This window comes from Verrucomicrobium sp. BvORR106, assembly GCF_000739655.1.
In the GTDB taxonomy this organism is placed as follows: Bacteria; Verrucomicrobiota; Verrucomicrobiia; order Verrucomicrobiales; family Verrucomicrobiaceae; genus Verrucomicrobium.
The window spans coordinates 14,586-31,836 of sequence record NZ_BATR01000075.1; the positions used below are offsets into that span (position 1 = coordinate 14,586).

Genomic DNA, 17,251 nt, shown 5'->3' on the forward strand with positions numbered 1-17,251 from the left:
ACCGTTTCCTTGGATTTCCAGGCGGCGAATTTTTAAAAGATTGTGACCATGTGATTGTGAGGAGGTCGGCGGTTAAGTCTGTTTTTTTACGTCGTGAATCTTGATGAATCAATTGCTGGAAAAAATTATTGAACATTCTGTAGCGGCACGTTAAGACCATCGGCCAATGTATCGATGAAACATCCCCGGGCATTTATCAGCTACAGCCATGAGAGTGAGAAGCACCGTGAGACGGTGCTTCAGTTCGCATGGGCATTGCAGCGGGGGGGAATACAAGTGGCGCTGGACCGCTTTCATACCCGGCCCGTTGAAGGCTGGCCCACATGGTGTGAGCGGCAGTTGAAACCCGAGATGAATGATTGGGTGCTGATGGTCAGCACCAAGACTTACTGGGATCGGGTGAATGATGAGGTGCCGGCTGATGAAGGATGCGGCGTGTTCTGGGAGGGTCGGATAATCAAGAACCGTGTCTATCGCGGGAAGTCGAATGAGGACCGCTTTGTGGCGGTGTCCTTTGACGAGTCCGGAATCCAGTGCCTGCCGCCCTATGTGGACAGAGACTCTTCCTACTTGCTCGGAAGCTTCCAGTTGGAGGAGGATCAGGGTTACGAAAACCTCTACCGGTTGATTACCAACCAGCGGGCGGTGGAGGAGCATCCGATTGGCCCGATACAAGAACTGCCTGTGCGGCGTGCCGGGAGCGCCATCAAGAGAATCGAAGAAGTTGGGAAAGGAGAGGTGAAGTGGAAGAACCCTGACGAGGTTGCCGGGCTAGGGCCTGCTTCACCGCGGAAAGGGATCAAGGAAAGCAGCATGGAGAACAATCATGATACTGTGAATGCCGGCACCATCATGGTGGCGGACGTGGCGGACTTTTCCGACAGCTACGATGATGAAGCGCGCGCCAAGATCTATGCGGCAGTCTGGGGATATGTGCGAACGCATGAGATGCTGAAGGGGGGCAGCACCAAAGGTGTCTTTTGTGACAATACGTTGGACGGTGCGGTGGTTTGCTTCCGCCCGCCGCTCTACAAAGAGGCACTGGAGTTTGCCTGCAAGTGGGTCAGGCATGTTTCCGATGAGCTGGAACGGTCCAATGTAAAAGTGCAATTGCGCGTCGGGATTGGGCGTGGAAACTTTTTGTTGGAATCGCGAGCTGGAGAAGCAGGCGAACCGGCGCCGGCGCCCGCTGACGCGGAGTTGGCAGCGAGCAGTTTCAACACGGATCTGATTCCCTTTGGTCAGGGAGTGAATGAAGTGAACCGGCTGGCGCGAATTGCAGGGGTGGACAAGGTGGGTGGAAAGGGGTTTGTGGTCGTGGATGAGGCATTTCTTCGTGATTTTGAAGGGCGCTACTTCAAGCCATTCCGTGCCCTCATAGAGCCGGCTATTTTCCCCAATTTGGTGCAGGATCCTTGTGCCAAACTGTCGAAGGCCGGGCACGTCCAGAAGTTTCGCGTGCTGAATGTCTACGATGCTTCCCCCTTGGTTCCAACTGGAGTTGCGGAGATCGCCCAGCTGAGCAAGTTGATCCTGACTTTGATGGGTAACATGGTTGCCCGGCTTTGGGAGTATCTCTATCCCGACTACATGGCCCACATGGAAGGCAAGGAAAGCTCGCTGCTGCTGTCCCAGGAGAAATTGAGGTCGCAGAGCAAGCTTCGCGTGTCACTTTTTTGCCAGGATCCACGCGAGGCCAAGGGGAAGCTGTTGTGCACGAATTTCAGGTTGCTGGACTGGGAGGGTACGCCTGAAGAAGCGGCTCTGGCGCAGCCTTTTACGGGGTATCCGCTGAGTGAGGATGGGGAACGTGGTCCTGCTGGTACTGCGTTCGCGGACAATCGTTGCATCTTCATCAACGATCTGCCCGTGGTCAAAATCAAGGATGGCAAACCCACGTCAGGCAGCCTTGCTGGCTATCTTGATGCGCTCGATGAATGCAACTGCGGCGTATCCAGAGAGGTGGCAAAGAATATGAAACGGTATGCACGAACTTACATGTGCCTGCCCATGGGGCTGGTGCCAAATCACCCCACGATGGTCGTGTGCATGGACCTGGCCGGGGAGTTTTCCTGGATGGCTCAGGAGGATGGACTGGCCCTTGCAAGTCTGCTTCAAGAAGAATACGGCGGACTCCTCAGTCTTCTCGTGGACAAACGAACATGAGAGGTTATCATCCGAAACCTTTCGCTCTTCCGTGGCAAAACTCTTTACTTGACGCAATCAATGGCAACCAAATCACAAAGGAAGGTGATTGTACATACCGCATCTGCTCCAGCTTTCAAAGTGGATCCGGACGATATGAATCGCAGAAAGTTGAGGCTGCAAACAGGCAGGTTGCAGTGGCTGGCTTTGACGGGATTGACACATTTACCCGTCATTGGGATTACCGATCCGCCGCCTATGCAAGTCTTTGATTTCGAACGCATCGATGCGTCTTTGTAAGTGGCGGATCAATTGATCCGCATCCGGGATGTCCTCATGCGGGTTCGGGGAAATCCAGGATCGTGACTGGCAAATCGTGTTAGATGCGAGGCGAACTTATTCCAGTTTTGCGAATCTCGTCAGGTGAGTCTAGCGGGTGCGCAAAGGTCTGCTGGAAGGTGATCTGCCATGTGTGACAAATTTGTGGATGCCACGGAGCTCCAGAAGGTGAAGTCATCCTTATCTATCCCGGGATTGCCTGTTGGCAGATGGCGGTATTTGCGGGGCGGATGTCAGCTGGCCGGGGCGGGTGTTGCTGGGAACCGACAGGTGCCAGGCTGGTGCCATCCTGACATTCTTGTCAGAGCTGTGATGAGTTGAGGAATTGCTCCAGTTCTTTGGCCGCCATCCCTGCGGTGGGGCGTGCTGGGGCTCGCTTGAGGGTGTCCTCTGTGAGGTCAAGGGTCGGGGCCGCTTTTACAAACTGCCAGAGGTCGTTGCCAAACTTCCCGCCGGTCTTTTCCTCCAGAAGTTGGAGGACCTTGTTCCGGTTGTTTCCTATGCAGGTGGGCCACTTCAGGACGTCAACAAGTTCGTCCAGAGTCATGGCATTGAGGATCGCATGGGCCTGATTGACGGCTTCGCCGGAGGCAGTCTGGTTGCCAACTGCTCTGAAGATGGCGGACAGGGCATAGTGTTCAACGGCATTCATTTTGACCGGGAGGCGTCTGGTCAACTGCAGAAGGCAACTTGCGCCTTCCCCATAGCGCCACCTCGTTTCTGCCTCCTCCAGGGCGGGCAGGAGTGCCGAGGCGATTCTGGCGTGCCAACGGGAGGCTTCTGCCGGGCTGCTGTCAAGGCTGGCGAGGTCCGCAAACAGGGTGGTCGCGTTGATTGACTGTAGTTCGTAGCTGGCTTTGTTGCTTGTAATCTTGTCGACGAGGTGGGTGAGGGCTGGAGGGAGGATGTCCACGCGATGCTGCTGAGGCAGGCGCTTCATGGACATGAACAAGATCTGCATCAGTCTCACGGGCTCGTCATATCCAGCCTTTGGCTGCTTCAACTGGAGTGAGGTGGCAAGTGCGACGGCGTGATTTGTCTGGAGGGAGAGGGACTCTGGATGTTTTGCCAGCGCTACATCCAGAGCTCTGACGGAATGGTTTTCTCCAAGGGACTTCGCCAATGCTTGTGCAGCCAGGTCCATGGCCTCTGAGAGAGCTGGAGTGAGTGGCGCTTCCCACTCTGTGAGGAACTGCATCCAACGGTCGATGAGCATGTTGCCAGGTGGAGCTGTAGAAAGCTGTGCTTTGACGTATGCGGCAATGTGTTGGGAGGCTTCCTGCAAGGGGAGGCGACGCAGGGTCAGGGCTTTCCAATGATCCAATTGTATGGTGAGCACTTCTTCTGTGGCGGTGTGCACGTTCTCGCCGAGGTCCTTTTCAACGGCCAGCGCCAGCTCGGCCACAGTTTCTTTGGATAGATGGGGGATGAGGCTGGCCACGCTCACACGATGCCCCGGCTTGGGTTCATCGCTTGTGGCGGAAAGCAGGACGGCCCGTGCTGCGCTGCCGGCGATTTCTGAAGCTTGCAGAGGCTCCATGGCGGGAAGCACATGTGCCAGGCTGACGAGGATGTAGTGCTCCCTTTCTCGGGATATTTCTTGCGGTAACAGGAAGCTCAGGAGCATGGTCCCGATGGAGTTGGCCTCTTCGGAGGTGAGCTTTGAAGAGGCAGGTGTTGGATTCTGATCTTCTGAGGCGAAGTTGTTGGACGGAAATCTGCTGATTGTGGTCCCGAGTTCTCGCAGCAGGACGTCCAATGCGGCTGATTTGCCTGTGCTGGCCTTCACTAGCTTCGTGGTCAAACCAAGTGCTTCAAGACGCATTGCTTTGCGATCATTCTCCCCTGCCTGATTCACGAAGATTTCGTGAGCATCGAGCAGAGATTGATGGTAACTGGATGCTTCGTCGTGGGCCTCAGTGCGTCCATTTAGAAGCAGCTGGTGCGCCGCCTCAGAGAGGGCTTTCGTGGCCTCGTCAGATGGGCCGGCCTTTACGAAGCAGACCAACAGGCGGGCGCTGTGGTCAACTCGAAATCCTTCGGGAATGCCGGGCTTGTCGAATACCCTGGCAATTTTCTTCCGTTGCGTACTGGCGTCGGTCGGGCTGATGCCCTTTGCCGCATCTTCGATGAAATTATTAAAACACCTGAGTGGAAATCGTTCGGGAGGAGTTGGCGACACATAGGTGTCTGTCACCAAGTCAATCAGGGACGCGCGTTGACCTGCATCAAGGCGTTTGGAGAGTTCGACAAGAGCAAGCGACGTACGCTCCTCCATCTGGGTAGTCCAGCCATATTCGCCGTGGGTTGAAGTTCCATACCTGATGAGTCGAGTGAGGATAGGCATGAGGGCTTGCTGGCGGATTCTGGGAGCAAGGCTGGTGATGGCAGACATGGTCTGCTCAAATTCCATTTCTGGCAGCGTGGGTGAAGCTTCCAGGTGATTGAGGGACGCATTGAGGGCAATCCCGGCGAACCAACCTGCCTGGTCGGGGCTCATGAGATCCTGCAGGCCTGCCAAAAGGACAGCATGACCGCCGAAGCTTCCTAATGGCGCCGGACTTATGTCGACCAGTTGTGGGCCGCGCAAGATGAGGGTCTGTAACCAGGCTCGTCTCAGTACCTCTGGGTGGTCTGGTTCGAGAGGCAGGTCTCTGAGCGAGCCAATGAAGGCACCGATCTCCAGATCGAGCTGTCCGATGCCGTGGAGCAAGACTGCCTTTCTGGCGTGCTGGAGTGAGTCGATGGAGGCCTTGTCGTGGGGAGAGTCAAAGCTGTCCAGCAGCTGCAGCAGTATGGGGACAGGGGGAGCGGGGGATGAGAGAGAGGTGTGAGTCAATTTCAGCGCAGATGCCTGCAAGGCCGCACGGTCTGGGGTGGTCATGCGCTCAAGGAACAATGCCAGGGCGCTCAACAGCTCTGAGACTTGAGTAGTTTCATTGAGCGATGCTTCGATCATGGAAAGCAGGTGACTTGCGACTCGTGCTGACTGATCGGAATTGGTTCTGGAGGCCAGCGGTATGATGCACCGAAGGTCGTAATGAAGATGATCGGGCTGACTTGACGACAGAGACTGAAGTATCGCGGTGATGGCGGAGTCGAATTCATCCGGGCTGAGCCGGGTGATGACATCGGGGAGCGCGATTGCCAGACTGTCTATGCCATCGTCACCAGCCTTTTCAGGCGTGCGAAGGCTTTGCACGATCTGGTGATGAAATTTGAGCCAGGGGACTCTGGATGGTTGAAGTCCGGTCACTGCGTGAAGCCCCGTGCCTGTGCGGATGAAGGGGGAATAGGGGAGGGGGCCTTCTGTGCTCCAGGCCTGAAGGAGCCCTTTCCGAACGGCTTCATTTTCGTGATCCAAGGTGGCGACTTCCCACAGGGCCTCGTGCTCGATAGCCGGGGAAGTGCTGCCGTAGTCTTGAACTCCGATGGTCCTGACGAAGGAGGTGACAAGTGCCTGCTGGGCGCTGGCGGTGGCTTTGGCGGCTGCTTTTTGTGCCCGCTGAGCGAGGTAGAGATTGTACAGGGCCAAGATCGCGACGAGCAAGGTGAAGCTGGCAAAAATGGAGGCGGTTAGCGCAGCTCTTTTCAGCCGGATCTTGTTTTCAATCTCACGTTTTTGGGCCTCATGATCGGCCTTGACGAGGCTGTCCATGAAGGTGCGTTCCAGTGAGGTCAGTCGGAGGCTGGTTTTCCCAGCCCACGTGATAAGATCCTGGATGGAATCTGTGTGGCGGAGTCTCTCCGGTGCGTGGCCTGCGGCCTGCCATTGCCTGGCAGAATGGGTCAGCCGTCGCAAAGGGGGGATCTCTGATCGGACGGCTTCGATCCATCCCCTGATGCTGGCACAATCTCTGATGAGGACTTCGTGAGTGACTTCCACGGCTTCCCGATCGGTCGTGATCAGGCGATTGTGGGTGGAGGAGAGTTCTTTGATGACGTGCTCCACTTTTCCCGGATCCGTGTTTTCCCAGTCCAGTTCGCTTTTGTCCAGGCGCCTTCGGGTGTCACTGACGCCTTCACCAGGGGAGGTGAGCCGCAGGAAGAGGTTGCGGGCGATCTCATGGTGCTCGGGGTCTTCTGCTTTCAGCAGTTTCAGGCAGGATTCAGCGCGGATTTGCAGGGCGTTGGCCACGCCGCCAATGGCGGTGTAGGCGGTGTGGGTGAGGCTGGCGCCCTCCCGCTTTTCCCAGAGGCTTTGCAAGGCAAGCTGCAGCAGCGGCATGGAGCCGCGTTGTCGGAAGACGTCCTTGACCATGGACTCGACGAGTCCCGCCTCGAGGTAGGCTCCGGCCCGCGCGGCGGGACCCTTGATGGCAGCGCGCCAGCCGTCTTCCTCCAGCTCATCCAGGGGCAGGCGCAGGTGGTCCTTTTCCAAGAGAGCCCAGAAGCCCGGAGAGACGCGACAGCGCTGTTCGAAGTCTGAGCGCAATGCGATCACGAGGTGCCAGCGGGGATCACCCTTCTTCAGCAGATGGACCAGACCGTCCAGGGTGCGCTGGATGCGGGTCATGTGTTCATCGTCGGTAGTGGTGCCCAGTCCGCGGTGGGTGAATATTTCCTCGAACTGGTCAATAATGATGAGAATCTTTTCGCCGGGCTTTGCGTAGAAGCTGCGCAACTCAGCATCAATACCTTGAGCCCATGCTGCGGCTGGGGTGGGCCCGTCATTCGAGACTGGCCGCACCCGTTTCAGCGCCTCATCCACCGTGGTGGCCCGGGTCTCGTCAGGGAGGGCCGCGTAGAGCTGGGTGAGAAACGAACGCAGCAGGTGGCCGCCGGGCGTGACGATGACCCGGCGCCAGGAGGCTACACCGGACAAGATGCTCTGGGCTGCCTCAGTCGCCAGGCCCGCCCGGGCCAGAGAGGACTTGCCGTTGCCGGAGGGGCCCACGATCACGGCGAAGCGGGAGTCTCTGAGCCGCTTCGCCAGGTCTTTGCACTCTGCGGTACGTCCAAAGAAGAAGGGGGCGTTCTCCGGCTGAAAGGCTTCCAGGCCCCGGTACGGATTCAGGTTTGAGTCGAGCTGGACCTCGGTCCCCCTTTCGCCGAGGATAGCTGCCTTCAGGCGGAGGAGTTCTGCATCATTGTCGGTGAGTCCCTGGGTGAGGTCTACCCAAAGGCGGGTTTTGAGAAACCAGCGCAAGTCGGCGGTATTGGCTCCCGGGAGGAGGACAGGGATGATACGAAAATCGTTTTGCTGTCGGGAGACCTTGATGGCTTTGTTGAGGAGGGTGTTGACCTCTTCTGCCATCCAGGGGCCTTCGCCTTCAGGGCCGATGCAGACGATGGCGGAGATGCTCTGCTCCATGGCGTGGCCGAGTTTGTCCGTGAGGATGTCACCAGGCAGGAGAACGGTCTCATCCAGCCAGCAGGTCACGCCGTTCCTCTGGAGCCAGTCCGCCAAGGCACGGACCAGAGCTTTGTCCACACTGTTGTGGGAAAGGAAAACGTCGTAGGGAAGGGATCGGGGCATCGCTGAAGAGACGGCTAACGTGGGCGCGAGGGCGAAAGGTGAATCAGGTGCCAATAGGATCAGGGCAGCGGGGTGGCGAAACCGTGTGGAGTGGAGACACTTGCACAAAGAAAAACGGGCGCAGGTGTGTTCATTTTGAGGGTGATGGTCGGCATTCCCTGTTGGCTTCTCTTCTTACAAGCCCGGAGAACTCTGCGAACTCCGCGCCCATTTCCTATTGGGAGCGTGCCTGAATCAATGAGAGGCTGGCACGAGGTCCAGCTTGTTCTGGAGCTTGGTGTGCTGGTCGATCCAGACGGGATTGCGGGCTGCATCGGGGACGCTTTCCAGGAGCCGGAGGGCATCGCGATACCAGGTTGCGGCCAAACCTGGCTGGGATGCCTGGAGGGACTCACCGTTGTCGAGCACGGTGAGGACGAGATCATTGACTACCTGGAAGCTTCCGGGGTTGGAGTCGGCCAGGTGCCGGAGGCTGGCGACCGCTTGGATAAAGGAAACAAGCGAGTCCTGAGGCTGGGACTGCGACTTCTGCAGCCGGGCCTGGCGGAGCTGGTTGTACGCGAGGAGGGAGTCCTTGGCGAAGGGCGGGGTGCCCGGGGGCAGATGGCCGGCCAAGGATTTCAGACGACCGAGGATGGCGCTGGCCTCGACCGTGCGTTCGTCTTTGATCATGAACTCAAACAGTGCGGTGTCACACTGCAGCGCGATTTCGGTGAGGGGGAGGGAGTTGGTCTGCCGCAGCACTTGATGGGCATGCTTGCTGCCGAGGGCGAAGTTCTTCTCGGCCTCGAGGGGTGAGTTCTTCATGATGGCGAGTTGAGCTGCAAAGAGGTCATAGCGCGCGTCCGGAAGCTCGATCAAACCAGGGGGGATGGGGCTGGCATGGAAGTCCTTCAAAACCTCTGCGGCCCGGGTGATGTGGGTGGTGAGGCGATCCGTGTCTGGCGGCTGGGAAAGAAGGCTCACGGCCTGGCAGAGATTGAGCAGGTCGTGCACCAGTGTGGCACGGTTGATCTGGAGAATGTTTCCCTGCATCTGGGCCAGGCCTGAGTAACTTGACGGCGGGGCAGCCGTGCTTACGACGGTCTCCGTGGCCTCCACTGCGGACCGGAAATCTTGGGCGGCCTGTTGGAAGGCCTGATTGGCCATGTGGAGCTGGCCCCTCTGCCGGTACATGGTGGCAGAAAGGGCATGATCACCGGATGCAGCGGAGGTCCTCTCCATGGACTGAAGCTGTGCCAGCGACGCTGGCATGTTTTTCTTGAACGTCTCGAATTCAGCAAGCTTTCCGTAGGCAGAGGCGCAGGTGCTCAACGATTGCTTGTCCCCTTGGGCGAGATGCTCGGTCTCCACGGCGAGCTGGGCGACGAGGAGCGCGTACTCCGGCAGGTCTGCAGCGGCGGACACGATGCGATGCTGGATGCCGACGGTCCGGATCTGGAGCTCCTGGACGCAGTTGACCAGGGTCCGGGGCCGGGTGGTCTTGAGCAGCGAAAGGCTGTCTTCACAGTGGCGGAGGGACTCTGCATTGTAGGCGCCCGGCCCTTTTAGCCATGAGACCAACATTTGATGGTGAAACTGCAGCTCAAGCTCAGCCACGGTAAGATCTCGTGGCGACCTCCGTTTGAGCTCGGCGAGGAGGAGCGGTGTCTGGTGTTCTATTTCTTCTCCCGCTGTGGTGCCGGCGTTCAGGCCGATGCGCTGGTTGAGGAGAACGTGATGATTGAGTCTGACGAGTGTTTCCAGGAGCTTGCTGGGGAGGTTGGAGAGGCCTCTCTTCTCGATGAGCCGGTGGAGGCGGTTTCGGTTTTCCGTGAAACGTGCGGCGAAGCCCTCCAGGCCGGAGTCGGTGAAGTCCGTGTTGATGAGATCGGTGGAGTAGGTGATGGCGGTTTCAATCTCGCGTTTCTCCGCCTGCGAAGCTTGGTAGGTGGTCCAACCCAGGGCGCTGGCGATGAGGGCGGCACTGGTGCAAAAAGCGACCAGGGTACGGGTGCGGCGGCGCTGGTCCTCCCGCCTGAGGAGGGGCAGCAAGTCTGCGGGAATGTGATGCAGGCTGGCGGCACAGGCCAGTGCAGCATCACGTGGCTGCCACCGCCATGAGTGCCGAAAGGCACGCAGCCAGGAAAGGGAGCCAAGGCAGAGGATCTGCAAGCGGGGGTAGAGTTGCAGCAGCCCTCCCGGAAGGCGGGTGACACTGGCAGGATCGGTGGCAAATTCCTCCGTCGCCGCAACGATCAGATGGTGCTGGTTGGGGGTCTGGAGGAAGTCGCCTATTTCTCGTTCCACCCAGTTGGCGTTGCCATCGGCAGCGGGGACGAGGGACAATGGGGAGGCGATGACGACGAGGAACTCGGAGCTCTGGAGGGCGGGGAGGATGTTGTCATCATAGTAGTCTGGCACCCCGCGGCTGAAGGGCTCGTCAATGAAGATGGAAAGGGGTTCGACGAATTTGTGACCGGGCATCTTTGCCTTGACGGCTTTGGGCACCCGGAACTGGGTGAGCCATGATCGCAGCCACCGTGCGGCCCTCCCGCCGTCCTTGCGCCGGTAGCTGATGAAGGCATTGAACGCCGGAGGGGCCGGGGGTGCTTCTGAAGCGGGCGTGCCCTGCGGTGGGTTGTTTTGGTTCATGGTGTCTCAAGATTAGTGGGGGGGAGGGGTGTGGGCGAAATGAAACTTTTCGCACGCAGTAGAAGGAACAGAGGGAAATCCTGGTGGGTACACTTGCGCAAAGAGAAATTTGTGCAAGCGTTCACCCTGCGGGAGAGGGTGATATTCAGCTTCATTTGATCGCCCCACCAGGGTGGTTCCAGCGCTCCGGTCCTCTGGCGTGAAGCAAGGTAGCTTCTTGCTTTAGCTTGTGGGACACTCTGACCATTCCCGCAGGCCGACCGCCTCAACTCTTATCGGACAAAGTACGATGAGCCATCCTACACCGGCAGTGCTGACACCGCTCCGCGTGGCGATCTTTTGCTACGGCGATGAAGCGGATTCCAAAGCATTTGTAGAGTCATTACGACGTGTCTTTTTGGGCATGGACCTGAAGGATGCTTATGCGGCCCCAGACTTCGAATGGCTGCATCCCTTGGACTTCCGGGTGTTCATCAACTTCCTCGGCAAGATACAGGCTGAGCGGGCCGGAGTTCCCGACCTGCTGTCTACGTATAGATTGATCTACCAGCTAGATGATCTGGTCCGTTGCGTGACCTCTGACGAGAGGAGCGCCGATGCAGGGCTAGGTGAGTGTGCCGGCATTCCATTGCTCATGGATGACTTCGAGCTTCTGTTGGAGATCTGCATTCGTTTTAAACCAATCGGAACGGTCGAGGGCGTCTGCGACCGAAGGGGCGTTTTCGTGAACGAGAACACGGAGAGTCAGTTCCGGGCGGGCCAGAGCGTAGCCGGCGAGAATGGCAAAGGTCGAATTGGCTCTGCCGTCCCGATGCGCCTCGGAGTCATCGGGTGGGAGTACAACCCAGACGACCAGGCCGACTTCATGAAACAACGATGAGATCTGTGCCAGGTCCCATCTGCCGGTTGGTTCACGTTCCCACGACTTCGGGATCTTGCCGGAGTAGTAGCGTTTCGGATTGTCGGGACAAAGGGCCATGATCTTGGAACCACCTGTGGGGATGCCAGATGCTTCGATCAGATTGCTCTTCAGAAAGCTATCGAACACCCCCTCGGCAGTGTTGATCTGGTTGATGAACTGCATATTCATCGGTGGATGGGAGTGCCATTCAGGCATGGTGGACTTAAATCTTCCCAAGGCGATGGGCTTGGATTGGCCCAGTGCATATCCTATCTCATAGCCCACGTTCGCATTGGCCCTGTCCAGGAATGCCAGGACTTTGTGAGCCTGGTCTAGCTGGGGCTTTACGAAATCACGCCAGATGACTCCCTCTGGCCGGTGCGAATCCGGAGTTGACCAGTGCAGTTCCAGCTCGGGTGGTTCTTGGCGCTTTTTCAGTTCTTCCAGGGTGTGCTCGTACAGATTCCCGAAGTCGCCACTGTCAAACATGGAGAAGTCGCATGCCACAAACCCACGGATGCTCGCTGCGGACCTGCCATTGATCTTTGATGCGTCTGTCTGACGGGTGAACACGCCCTCAGTCAAGGCCATGAAGGATGATTGTGAAAAGCCGCCATGCAGCTTGTGGCTCTCCTCCGCATCCTTTGCTGCGTATTCCACCCAGTTGAGCTGGTCCTTCGCGGAGAGCTGTTCGCGGACCTTTCCACTGATGGCGAGGCCCGTCTTCCAGGTGCTCCCACCAGGGCTGGAGGCGGCTTCTTCCATGATTTGCCTGACAAAATTGAGCATCCGGCAGGTGATGACGACATCTGCGCCCAGTGCCTGATGTTGCAGATGACCGTGGCTGGGAACTACGAGTGTTCCCTCATGCAGGGCGATACGCAGGGCGAGTTTCTTTTCCTCATCCTTGCGCAGGAGGTTGTGCGGTCTGACTGCCGCCAGCATGTCATCAAAAAGGGACTGGCAAGTGGAGATGACTTGAGCCGCAGCATGGGTGGGGCTTGGGAAATGCCGTTCGTCAAAAAAGGCGATGACGCCGTCTCCGGTAAATGAATAGACCGAACCATTGGCCTTGTGGACTGCCTTGCACAGTTCGGAAACGGCGAGGTTGAGCACGGTGGCCCTCTGCTCCAGCGAATGTCCGTCGCGTAGAAACACGCTGGTGCTGTTGACGATGTCAACGGCCATCATGATGCCCTTGTTTTTCTGATGTTCCGAATTGGAGTTGCTGGGGGCGATGGACCTCAGCCAGTGCTGGGTACGGCCCACGGCGCGCAGGACTTCATGAACATCTGCGCACCCTTCCATCTCAACGGCGAGGCTGCCGGAGAACCGGGGGAATTTACGCTGATCCATGAGCTGTGCCGCGAGCTTCAACCACGGCTCATAGTCTGGACGGAGAAAGTGGTAGGTGCCCGGGCAGAGATCAGAGGCATGGCTCCGCGCATGGTCTGAGATGTGAAAATGCCCGATCCACTCTGAGAGATTGTATCTGGAGATCATCTCCATCTGTGTGGGTTCGGGCTTGCCGGAAGCATCGACAGGACGGCTGGCGTCTGCGAGGAAAACGTGGGCAAGGTCAACGTTCAACAGCACCCGGGGAGCGAACTGGGTGTGTTTGAGCATTTTTCGGCGAAGTTCTAGGAAACAACCTACATTCTGAATGAGATAGGCGTCGCCGGGCTCCATCTCGACGCACAGGTAGGGGGCCTCGTGCTGGCCCGCCCCGTCGGAGGGCAGGGTGTCGAACACTTCACGCAGGCTGTCGCAGAGCCGGTTCATGGCCTGGGCGCGAAAGACCTCTTTCATGCTCATCTGGGTGCCTGCGGATTTGGGAAGGTTGGTCCCATTGGCCAGATCCTGGCTGCCGAAGGCTGCTCCTCCCACAATCTCCACGTGCTGGCAACCCAGTTCGCGTGCCAGCAGCAGGGAGTTTCGCACGGCTTTCACGGCCTGCTGGCAATGCTCATTGTCGGCACTGATGTGCGGCCAGTAAGTGGCCAGCGCCGCAAACCTGGGGCGTGGGCCGACGAGTCTCCCTTTGTAGTGCTCCACGACCAGTGCCCGCAGGGCTTCGCCGATCCTCTTGACGTCTGCGAGATCGAGCGCTGCGGCCAGGGCCAGGGGGCAGTTTCGCACCTCATCGGGGAAGTCACGGTGGGAGGCGTCGGCATACCACGCCATGTCGCCGTGGGCGAGGAAGTAGAGGTCCAGAAGGGGCTGGCCCGCTTCGAGCGCGTGGACGAGGCCTGCGGGCCCCTTGAAAGGGGCTGGCTGCAACGGCGGGGCTGCGTACCACGAGGTGATGAGGCTGACTTCAGGAAGGCTGGCCATGGTCGTGAGCTTGCTTGTATCTAAGGGTTACCACTGGAGAAATACCGAGCTGATTTTCTTTCCTCCCCTTCAGGTTGGAGTTCCAGATGTAGATCAAAGCGGGAGGATTTTGGGCGGGACCGTGAATGGTGGTTCCTGTGCGTTGCGGGTCTGCGGCAGGGTGCCGGACTTCGACAACCCAATAGTGTCCCGAGGGCAGCTCGTTGAGAGGGATGGATGTGGCTGAGGGTTCGAGATTGGCGTCTTCCTCGTATCGCGCTGCGATCTCGGGCGCATTCAGCAGCCGGCAAATAAAGCGCCAGTCGTCGGTTTTCGGGGTGTCGTTGGGAGGGACGTTGCCTGCCTCGAGATACAGACGGAGCGAGTCACAGTCTGGATGATGGCTTCTCTTGCCTGGTACCCAGTCACCATTTTGGTAAAGAAGGAGTTTCAGCACCCTCTCTGCGAAGGTGCGGGCTTGGGCATGGCTCAGCTCCAGATTGGGCGGGCCGATGACCAGGAAATGGACGCCGCGGTCTTCCCGCGATTCAGCTGAATCGGGATCGCCATAGGCCCATTCTGCGGCCTCCATGAAGTCGGTGGTGAGGCATTCGAAGTAGGGGCCGCGACTGAGCGTGTCATGGATGACGAGGCGCCCCGGTAGTTCGTAGAGATCATCCCTGTGGTGTTTCTTGTTCTTCTCCTCCTCTTTCTCCTTTTTGTCCTTGTCTGATAGCGGGGAAAAGCGGCCGTGAAGATCGTCGAAGAACTTGCGTCCCAACTCCTCGACGGTGTGAAGCAAATGCATGCCCAGGATCAGAACAGCGTGAGGCTTTTCCAGGTAGGCCTGCCGGCCTTCGGCGATCATTTGCTCTCTGGCATCGCTCTCAATGAGGTGGCCGGCTTTGACGAGGGCGATGACTGGCAGGCCACACGCGAGAGCGTCAGTGAGGAAGCGCAAGGCGATGCGGCGTTCCTCTGAGTTCAGGCGGCCTTGTGGATTGGCGCGTGGTTCGATGGTCATCTGGAAACCGCCTCCATTGCAACATTCGCGGATGACCTGAAGCGCCTCGAGCAGCTTGGCGCCCCGCTGTTGTGGATTGACGGAGGTCTCGCCCTTTCGAGCCAGGATCTCCAGAAGACGACAGTCGAACTCCACCTGGCTGACGGGCCGGCAAGCGAAACGTCCCATGATAAGATTGAGCGCCTGACTTACGGCAAGGTGGACGCAGACGGAGCCCTCCAGTGCTGTGACGCCTGCCGCAGAATAGACGGCGCTGCGAAAAGGAAGCACCCCGAGCCTTGCGGATGAGGCTGTGGTTGTGAGTAAATGGTACCGGGGACGTTGCATGTGCGCCGGAGCGGTCAGCTCGGCATCGATGACATAACTGAACCCGTGGCGGGCGGCGAGGCTGGTCCTTGACCTCCGGCTGACGTAGTTGGGGGGGCGCAAGGAAACAAAGCCAAGGTACCGCCCGGCTTCTGCCCCACGGCTCTCAAAGATATGGACTCTGACCACGAATCTTGCCGGTGCCGGTACATGGCCTGCGAGGGTGAGCTCATCCCTCCAGGTGGGGCTGGGGGCATAGTGGCGCTGCCCGTAGACAATCTTTGTACGGAATGAATTGAAGAGGCGATCCAGCTCTGCGCGGACAATATCCTGCTCGTCAGAATCAAAAAAGTCCGAGAGTGAATGGGCCCGCTCTGACGGTCCTTGCTGCGGATGGGTGGTGTCCAGTTGCAGGGCGCTGCTCGGGCTTGGGAAGTGCAGATAGTACCGGTAGGGATCGACGTGATCTTCCATGGGCATCTTACGGGGCTAAGGTGGAAAAACCATCCAATGAGAACGAAAATTATTACGATGTCGACAAAAAAGTTTTATACTTGCTCTTGTTACGGCACAAATGGTGCGCTTGATTTCCCTCTCCGTCCACCTGGCTAAACTGTCGTATCGGTTATAGGTGTTAACAGATCGGACGGGGCGGCATCAGCCGCAAGTGGGGCTTTGCGGCGGCTTCCGTCTGTAACCTGCTGGAAGAGGTGCGCCATTCGCGGATTGAAGCTTGCCGCAGGCGGCGGGCTTCTCCGGGGTGGTATGAGCCGAGGGCTGCACATGGCGGCCGCGTGCACATGGGGGCGGAGGGGTGCCGGGAGGGCAGCGCGGGTGGCCGGGCCCAGCAGGGGCATTTGTCGCTCTTGCCCCGCTGGGAGGAGGGCCTGCTCCTGCGGGTTGCGGTCCTTTTGAGTCTGGACTGCGATGCTGGCCGGGTGTGAATTTTCATTCACGCCCTCTTCGCTCCTCGTCAGCCTCAAGAAGGCTCGCGGCCGCCGGGCTTGTTATCCAAGCAAGTCTCAATCCTTGCCTTGGGCGTGGCTTTCCTGGGATGTCAGGGGTATGAATGCTCCTCGGGCGAGGCGAAGGCCCCGGGAGGTGGACTATGCTTTGGCGGTGCCAAAAATCAGTCCAGGGGATGCGCATGCGGGCGCCAGATTCTCCCGGCGCCGAGAGAGTCTGGCTGCGACCTTGCCCCGCAGCTGGCGCACGGGGTGAATGGCTGTGGGGCCGGCCGGGAAGAAGGCGCTGTCAAACTCGAAGACGTCGGCGCTTTCGTCTTCCCAGGCTGTTCTGGCGGCCTCGTCCAGCGCTGCATAGAGGACTTTGGCGTTTGCTTCCGTAAGTGTTCCAATGGCGTCCAGTCCGTCGAATTCAAATGACGTCTGGGCGATGTGGAGATCGTTTAAAAGGCCAAGGAGCTGGTCGTTTTTACAGCCGGTAATGACAACAGTCAGATGATCCATGGCGGGGAGGAATGCAGCAAGGGAAGGTTTAGGCTAACTGACACGGGGGGAAACCGCAAGCGAAGATGTCTTTGGACAAAGAGAATACGCCGCGGGAACTGGTGCAGATATCCAAACCTTCTTTGCTGGTTAATAACTGGGGTGGCCTGAGTGTCAGGGAGGTGCTAGAGGCGGGCATCCGTCTCATTTCATACCCGGTTCGAATTTGGGACCGTAGACGGGTCTGTTTCGAATTGGGAAATATCCGGAGGCCCGGGTAGCTTTTCTGCGGCCCGCTAACGGCGGACTCTCGCGCAATGGCAATGATAGATCCGGCGGCCACCAGTGGAGAGAGCAGAAGGGTGAAGGGCTGGGCTGACTGGTGCGGATCGCGTCAGTCAGGGGAGATAAAATGGACCCTATCTGGTTGTTTTGTGCTACGCAATACAGAAATTGAGGGAGGGTAACTTTTTTTCATGAGCATGGGACGTGGCTGTCTCCGTTGATATTCGAAGCCCCCTTGAGGAGGACTCAAATAGGATGCTGGACAGATGGATGCCGGGGTGGAGGGTCTTGCCTGCCAAACCTGGCCTTCTGAAGGAGCGAGCTCGTGCAGGGGGGCATTGCGGGCTTGAAGGCTGTGACTTCCAATTCGCGCCTGG

7 protein-coding genes are annotated in these 17,251 nt (G+C 58.3%); 2 read left to right on the forward strand and 5 right to left on the reverse strand.

What is annotated here, in order from left to right; translation table 11 throughout:
• Nucleotides 1–174: 174 nt before the first annotated feature.
• Entirely contained in the window at nt 175–2,166 is a 1,992-nt protein-coding gene (locus tag BV106_RS11065) for an SEFIR domain-containing protein (protein WP_038164454.1), read from the forward strand.
• A gap of 60 nt (nt 2,167–2,226) precedes the next feature.
• The gene (locus BV106_RS11070) at nt 2,227–2,445 is read left to right on the forward strand and encodes a hypothetical protein (protein ID WP_038164456.1); all 219 of its coding nucleotides are present in this window, start codon (nt 2,227–2,229) and stop codon (nt 2,443–2,445) included.
• Between the two features lie 340 nt (nt 2,446–2,785).
• On the opposite strand, the gene BV106_RS11075 is transcribed toward BV106_RS11070, so the two are convergent.
• The 5 genes from BV106_RS11075 to BV106_RS11095 all read right to left on the reverse strand — a co-directional run bounded on the left by BV106_RS11075 (nt 2,786) and on the right by BV106_RS11095 (nt 16,610).
• Nucleotides 2,786–7,963, reverse strand: coding sequence for a toll/interleukin-1 receptor domain-containing protein (locus tag BV106_RS11075; RefSeq protein ID WP_038164458.1), 5,178 nt, complete (start codon nt 7,961–7,963; stop codon nt 2,786–2,788).
• 234 nt (nt 7,964–8,197) lie between these two features.
• The gene (locus BV106_RS11080; protein ID WP_038164459.1) at nt 8,198–10,597 is read right to left on the reverse strand and encodes a hypothetical protein; all 2,400 of its coding nucleotides are present in this window, start codon (nt 10,595–10,597) and stop codon (nt 8,198–8,200) included.
• 604 nt (nt 10,598–11,201) lie between these two features.
• Complete coding sequence (locus tag BV106_RS11085; RefSeq protein WP_038164460.1) at nt 11,202–13,832, reverse strand: TIM barrel protein; 2,631 nt, start codon at nt 13,830–13,832, stop codon at nt 11,202–11,204.
• The gene (locus BV106_RS11090; protein WP_265595549.1) at nt 13,816–15,615 is read right to left on the reverse strand and encodes a hypothetical protein; all 1,800 of its coding nucleotides are present in this window, start codon (nt 15,613–15,615) and stop codon (nt 13,816–13,818) included. The genes BV106_RS11085 and BV106_RS11090 overlap by 17 nt, the downstream gene beginning before the upstream one ends.
• A 632-nt stretch (nt 15,616–16,247) precedes the next feature.
• The gene (locus BV106_RS11095) at nt 16,248–16,610 is read right to left on the reverse strand and encodes a hypothetical protein (RefSeq protein WP_038164462.1); all 363 of its coding nucleotides are present in this window, start codon (nt 16,608–16,610) and stop codon (nt 16,248–16,250) included.
• Nucleotides 16,611–17,251: the final 641 nt, after the last annotated feature.

Coding starts and splice junctions, on each gene's coding strand:
- BV106_RS11090 (WP_265595549.1), bottom strand. CDS start 15,615: ATGGAAGATCACGTCGATCCCTACCGGTACTATCTGCACTTCCCAAGC.
- BV106_RS11065 (WP_038164454.1), top strand. CDS start 175: ATGAAACATCCCCGGGCATTTATCAGCTACAGCCATGAGAGTGAGAAG.
- BV106_RS11075 (WP_038164458.1), bottom strand. CDS start 7,963: ATGCCCCGATCCCTTCCCTACGACGTTTTCCTTTCCCACAACAGTGTG.
- BV106_RS11070 (WP_038164456.1), top strand. CDS start 2,227: ATGGCAACCAAATCACAAAGGAAGGTGATTGTACATACCGCATCTGCT.
- BV106_RS11080 (WP_038164459.1), bottom strand. CDS start 10,597: ATGAACCAAAACAACCCACCGCAGGGCACGCCCGCTTCAGAAGCACCC.
- BV106_RS11095 (WP_038164462.1), bottom strand. CDS start 16,610: ATGGATCATCTGACTGTTGTCATTACCGGCTGTAAAAACGACCAGCTC.
- BV106_RS11085 (WP_038164460.1), bottom strand. CDS start 13,832: ATGGCCAGCCTTCCTGAAGTCAGCCTCATCACCTCGTGGTACGCAGCC.